This is a genomic window from Dactylosporangium darangshiense (genome assembly GCF_039537565.1).
GTDB lineage: Bacteria > Actinomycetota > Actinomycetes > Mycobacteriales > Micromonosporaceae > Dactylosporangium > Dactylosporangium darangshiense.
In genome coordinates, this window is the sequence record NZ_BAABAT010000065.1 from 42824 (window position 1) to 48823 (window position 6000).

At 66.6% G+C, this 6000-nt stretch carries 5 protein-coding genes; 2 read left to right on the forward strand and 3 right to left on the reverse strand.

Annotated elements, in window-relative coordinates; genetic code table 11:
• The first annotated feature begins 29 nt into the window (after nt 1-29).
• Nucleotides 30-467 (forward strand): nitroreductase family deazaflavin-dependent oxidoreductase, encoded by a 438-nt coding sequence (locus ABD901_RS53035; protein WP_345142374.1) that lies wholly within the window; start codon nt 30-32, stop codon nt 465-467.
• Nucleotides 468-951: 484 nt separating this feature from the next.
• The gene (locus ABD901_RS53040) at nt 952-1074 is read left to right on the forward strand and encodes a hypothetical protein (RefSeq protein ID WP_345142376.1); all 123 of its coding nucleotides are present in this window, start codon (nt 952-954) and stop codon (nt 1072-1074) included.
• 462 nt (nt 1075-1536) lie between these two features.
• On the opposite strand, the gene ABD901_RS53045 is transcribed toward ABD901_RS53040, so the two are convergent.
• From ABD901_RS53045 to ABD901_RS53055, 3 genes are all read right to left on the reverse strand, one after another.
• Nucleotides 1537-2691 carry a Gfo/Idh/MocA family protein gene (locus ABD901_RS53045; protein ID WP_345142379.1) on the reverse strand — a complete coding sequence of 385 codons (1155 nt, stop codon included), beginning with the start codon at nt 2689-2691 and terminating at the stop codon, nt 1537-1539.
• 64 nt (nt 2692-2755) lie between these two features.
• On the reverse strand, nt 2756-3430 hold the full coding sequence (gene cofC / locus ABD901_RS53050) for a 2-phospho-L-lactate guanylyltransferase (RefSeq protein ID WP_345142382.1): 675 nt from the start codon (nt 3428-3430) through the stop codon (nt 2756-2758).
• 7 nt (nt 3431-3437) lie between these two features.
• Nucleotides 3438-6000 (reverse strand): bifunctional FO biosynthesis protein CofGH (locus tag ABD901_RS53055; protein WP_345142385.1); only part of this gene is annotated, 2563 nt, incomplete at its 5' end.

Consider the following 6000-nt stretch of genomic DNA (forward strand, 5'->3'; position numbering starts at 1 on the left):
AAGAACCATTATTGAAATCGGAGTCAGAAATGCCATTGCACGGCGAGTACGAGCCCAGCCCGACGGACTTTGTTCGGGACCAGGTTGCGTTGTACGAGGCGACCGACGGAGTGGAGGGTGGTACCTTCCAGGACCGGCCGGTTGTCGTGATGACGCACAGAGGCGCGAAGTCGGGGAAGATCCGCAAGAATCCGTTGATGAAGATTGAGCACGACGGCACCTACGCGGTAGTTGCCTCCAACGGGGGCGGCGCCCTGCCGGTGTGGTACCAGAACCTCGTTGTCAATCCGGTGGTCGAGCTGCAGGACGGTTCGGTCAAGCAGGACATGCGTGCCCGTGAGATCTTCGGCGAGGAGAAGGCGCAGTGGTGGGACCGGGCAGATGAGGCTTACCCGGATTTCATTCAGTACCGGGTCACTGCGGGGCGGGATATCCCACTCTTCGTCCTCGAGCCCGTCCTGGCGTAACTGCCGTCGATAGGGGGACCGCCTGTAACCGCCACCGACGCCGGTGACGGTTACAGGCGGCTCCGGATCGCTCGCCGCCACCCGAGACGAGGTGGCAGCGAGCCGGTCCGTGACGTGACGACCCATCACCTTCTCCCGAGTTCCGCAGTGTGCGCCCAGAGAGCAGGAGGCGCAGCCGTGCGCCGGCCATAGCGCGCAAGCGTCTGCAGAGAGCAGTCCGCCGTTGCGGGCACGGCCCCTCGGTGCCGCACACGGTGCACAGGGTCTTCAGCAGTGGATTGGTATGTTGAGCGAACCTGCGGGAACCGGACATTGCGCCTCGCCACGGGTTGAGAAAGTGTCGGGCCTGCGGCCGCTGATGATGGTGTGAGGCGATCGGGTGACGGCGGCGACGGCAACCGCCACCTGTACCGCCCACCGTGGGGTCGTTGAGGCCACCGGTCGGCTGCGCAGCGCTGCGGCGCTCGCGCAGCGGGTTGGTTGGATGTCGAGCCTGGTGCGGGACATGACCCGCCGGCTGCTCGAGCAGCATTGGACCGTCGAGGTGCTCGCCGCGCTCGCCGCCGGTGTCGGCCCGGACGGGCGTGCCCTGCCGACCAACGAGTAATGTAGCGCTGCGCCGGCTCGGGATCACCGCGACCGCCCCGGAGGGCGTGGTCGCCTCCGACCTGGTCCGGCGCATCGCCGAGGAGCACGCGGCGCGGTTGCTGCGCCCGGCCGTGTACCGCGATGGCCTGCTGCGCACGGCCGCTGCGACGTGGCCGGCCAATCCGGCCAAGCGCACCGGGCCGGTCACGCAACCGACGCCTCGGCGGGCACGTGCGCGGCATGATCTTCGACGCGCTGCGGCACCTCGCTGCGATCGAGGGCATCGCCGTGGTGACCGTGCCCGCCCGCGGTACGTCGGCCGGCTGGTGCCCGCACTCGCGACCGGCTGTTGAGTCGAGGATTCCACCTGCACGTGACGGCCACACCACCGGCAGAACCAGTACCCTCGACACAACCTTCCGTAGGATCTCAGCGACGCTTCTGTACTTCCGGCGAAGATGCACCGGCATTTCGGACGATGTCAGTCCGGAAGTCGATCCAGTTGGGAGCCTGCCTCGTCCACCCGAACGCGGCTGCCATTGTCGGACGACTCCGCGAACAGATCGATCAGCCTGTGCATCCGGACGGCGTCGTCCATTGTGGGCGCCGTGCGGGTACCTTCGGCGGCATCCCGTGCGAACGCGGCATACACATTCGCCAGTTCAAGGACACTCGACGCCAGGCCCGATTCGGGCAGCCAATTATATGAGGGCGGAATCGGGAGCGTCGCAAGTGGGATGTCGTCGCCGTGCGCCCCTTCAATGACGTAGTCCTCGCCGATGTCGCCGAATGCGGACACGTTCGTGATTCTTAGATCTCCCTGATCGCCCGTGATGTCGATCTGGACACCCGAGTTGTTCCGTTTGCCGCCCTCGATGTGAACAGAGAACACGGCCCCGCCCTCGATGGTCCCGGTGGCGACCAACTGGTCCGGATTGGTGGTCCGGAGGACTTCACCGGTCTCTGCGATGGTGATCTCGTTGAATTGGTTCACCATCAGGGCCGAGAAGGTCCTGGGCCATCCTACGGCGGAGAAAATCATATCGAGAAAATGCCCGCCGTAGATCGCGATGACGCTGGAAAAATTCTCCGGCGGGACCGTCCAGCGCAGCGCCTGGGACAGTCGCGCCTGAAAATAGTTCATGCTCACATGCATACGTACTGAGCGGAGCGCGCCGACGTAGCCGTCCGCCAGTAGATCGCGCAGGTACCGGTTGTGCGGAGCCAGCCGGCGCTGAAGGCCGACGACATGGCGCACACCAGCGTCGTGAGCGAGCCGGGCCAGCGCTTCGGCTTTCTCGGTGCTCGTCGTCAGGGGCCACTCGGAGTACACGTCCTTGCCGGCAGCTATCGCAGCCCGCACGCCGTCCTCATGCTGAGGGGCAGTGGTTGTGATGACCACCAGATCAACGTCCGGATGCGCGACCAACTGCCCAGCGGTATCGACGACGTGCGGGTAGCCGAAGCGTTCTGCGACGGCAGCGGCGGCGTCCTTCCTGCGGCTGTGTACCGCGACGATCTCATAGTCGGGAAGAAGATTCAGAACCGGGATATGACCACGTAGCGCCCAGTTTCCGACCCCTACGACGCCGACTCGGATCCTCGGCTTCTGACGAGCACGTTCGTGTGTGTTCACGTCGGATCAGCTCCGCCCATCTTCGCTGGTTGATCAAGTCTTGGCGGCACCTGTGATCGGTCCGTCACCGTGGACGACCGGTGGCAGCGGCCGCCAGTAGCCGCGACGTGTGTGGGCCGAGGCCGAGACGTCTCGCGATTCTCAGGTCTTCTTCGGTGTCGACATCGAGACGGACGCTGTGCGCATCGACGTCCGTAATCTCCCAGGCGCCGCTCAGCATGTGCCTTTGCCGTGAGGACCCCTCGAACGCGGGCTGCAACTGCGCCGGACACTGGGCGGTCAGCAGGGTGGTTCCTCGGCCTGTGTGGTCCGCCAGGAAGGCGCGGTGGTGGTCCCGCGCCGCTGCCAGGACCTCACTGAGCTCGGATCCTCTCAGGGCGGCCAGGTCTGAGGTGAGCGCAACTACCGGAGCGCCGGGGGCGATGGTCTGTGCGTGGGCGGCGCCACGCAGAATTGCCGCGTTGAGTCCGGCCCGAGGGTGATCGGGAATCGCCAGGACTCCTCTGGCCACCGCCAGTGCAGTTGCGTCAGGGTCGTCTGTCACCACGACCACTGCCGCGACGTCGTCCGTGGTGCGCAGCGCGCGCAGCGTGTCGAGGAACAAGGTACGTGCCAGCTCCTCTCGGTCGGCGCCGGGCCAGGGTTGGAGGCGGCTCTTGGACAGTGCGAATGGTTTCACCGGGAGCACTGCGACCCAGGGACGAGCCGCGCAGGGCCCCGGACCTACTTGACCGATCATGATCTGATCACTTCCTCCTCGCGTCACCTGTCGCTGGCGAATCCAGCACCGGGAGCAGTTCGGGTAGATGGCCGTCCGACGCAGCGGCCGCCGCCACGCGGTCCGGCGGCACCTCGCCGTAGAGCGTCGTCCGCGGTTTCGCCGACCGGCCGGCGGCTCGCGCGATGGCCTCGAGGTCCCGGACAGAGCGGTACGAGCCGTAACCCGAGCCAGCCATGCGGGAGATGGTTTCCTCCATCAACGTGCCGCCGAGGTCGTTGGCACCGGAGCGCAACATCCTGGCCGCACCCTCGGTCCCGAGCTTGACCCAGCTCGTCTGGATGTTGGTGATGTGTGGGTGGAGGAGAAGGCGGGCCATCGCCGTGACGGCGAGGTTGTCGCGGGTCGTCGGACCGGGCCGTGCGACGCCGGCCAGGTACACCGGCGCATTGGTGTGAATGAAGGGGAGTGTCACGAACTCGGTGAAGCCGCTCGTTTCCTGCTGGATCCGTGCCAGCGTGCGGAGGTGCCCGAGCCAATGGCGGGGCTGGTCCACATGCCCGTACATCATCGTCGAGCTGGAGCGGAGGCCTACCTCGTGGGCGGTTTTGACGACCTCGATCCAGGTAGCGGCGGGCAACTTGCCCTTCGTGAGGACCCAGCGCACCTCGTCATCGAGGATCTCGGCGGCTGTGCCCGGAATGGAGTCGACTCCGGCCTCCTTGGCGGCCGTGAGCCACTCGCGTATTGACAGCCCGCTGCGCGACGCGCCGTTGACCACCTCCATGGGGGAGAAGGCGTGCATATGCATGGCAGGCACACGGTGCTTCACCGCGCGGGCCAGATCGAAGTACGCCGTGCCGGGCAGATCGGGATGGATGCCGCCCTGCATACATACCTCGACCGCACCAACGTCCCAGGCCTGCGCAGCCCGGTCTGCGACCTGGTCCAATGAGAGGGTGTAGGCGTCGGCGTCGGTGCGGCGCTGGGCGAAGGCGCAAAATCGGCAACCGACGTAGCAGACGTTGGTGAAGTTGATGTTGCGTGTGACGACATACGTAACGTCGTCGCCAACCACCGCTCGGCGTAGCTCGTCCGCGATGTGTGTCAGCGCATCCAGCGCCGGTCCGTCGGCGTGCAGCAGTGCCAGCGCCTGCGCGTCGGTCAGCTTCGTGGGGTCGTCGGCGGCCTGTTTGAGGGCGGCGCGCACGTCCGTGTCGATGCGTTCCGCCACCATGCCGGGCACCGCAGCCTCGCGGAGCGCCTCCCAGTCGCCGTATACCTCATCGAAGTCATCCCGGCGGTCGGCGGTACGGCCTTCGGTGTCGATGGTGCGATGGAGGTCGGTGCGGCCGATTGACACAAAGCCCTCGTCCGGCTCCTGCCAGGGCAGGCCGGACGGCCGCACGTCTTCGAGGGCGAGGCCTGTATCCGGATCGGCCAGCGCGCGTACGTGCGGCAGCAGCCGCGGGTCCAGCCACGGTTCGCCGCGCCGGATGAACTCCGGATAGATGGTGAGCCGTTCGCGCAGCCGGAAGCCAGCAGCCGCCGTGTGCGCTGCAAGCTCGTCGATCTGCGGCCACGGGCGTTCCGGGTTCACGTGATCCGGGGTCAGTGGGGACACGCCGCCCCAATCGTCGATGCCGGCCTTGATGAGCAGGGCGTACTCCTGGTCGACCAGGTTCGGAGGGGCCTGGATACGGGCGCTCGGCCCCAGAATGTGCCGGGCCACCGAGACCGCCGCGGCCAGCTCCTCGAGCTCCGCGTCGGGCATTCCCCGCATCGCGGTGTCCGGCTTGGCGCGGAAGTTCTGCACGATGACTTCCTGCAAGCCGCGATAGGACCGAGCGATCCTTCGCAACGCGAACAGGGAGTCGGCACGCTCCTCGTACGACTCCCCGATCCCAATGAGAATTCCGGTCGTGAAGGGAACGTTGGAGCGTCCTGCGTCCTCCAGGACACGCAGCCTGACTGCCGGTTCTTTGTCCGGAGAGCCGTGGTGCGGACCGCCTGGCTCGGACCACAGTCGGGTCGCAGTGGATTCCAGCATCATGCCCATGGATGGGGCGACGGGCTTGAGTCGTTGCAGATCCGTCCAGGACAGGATTCCCGGGTTGAGATGCGGCAGGAGTCCGGTCTCCTCGAGCACCCGGATCGCCATGGCCCGCACGTACGCGAGTGTGTCGTCGTAGCCTTCGGCCTCCAGCCATTCGCGTGCCTCGGGCCAGCGGCCCTCCGGCCGGTCGCCGAGCGTGAAGAGAGCCTCCTTGCAGCCCAGTTCGGCGCCCTTCCGGGCGATGTCCAGGACCTCGTCAGGCGAGAGAAACATGCTGTGCCGGGCTCGTCGCAACTTGTTGGGCACGGTTGCGAAGGTGCAGTAGTGGCACTTGTCCCGGCACAGCCGGGTCAGCGGAATGAAGACCTTGCGCGAGTACGTGATGACGCCCTGGCGGCCCGCAGCCTCCAGGCCTGCGTTGCGTACACGTGCGGCCGAAGCGGCAAGGTCCTGCAAATCGTCTCCGCGGGCCTGCAGCAGTACGGTCGCCTCGGTCTCGTCGAGGGCGACCCCGTCTCGGGCGCGTCTGAGTGCT

Excerpts from the sequence above, each read along its gene's own strand:
- ABD901_RS53035 (WP_345142374.1), top strand. The coding sequence starts at position 30 with ATGCCATTGCACGGCGAGTACGAGCCCAGCCCGACGGACTTTGTTCGG.
- ABD901_RS53040 (WP_345142376.1), top strand. The coding sequence starts at position 952 with ATGTCGAGCCTGGTGCGGGACATGACCCGCCGGCTGCTCGAGCAGCAT.
- cofC (WP_345142382.1), bottom strand. The coding sequence starts at position 3,430 with ATGATCGGTCAAGTAGGTCCGGGGCCCTGCGCGGCTCGTCCCTGGGTC.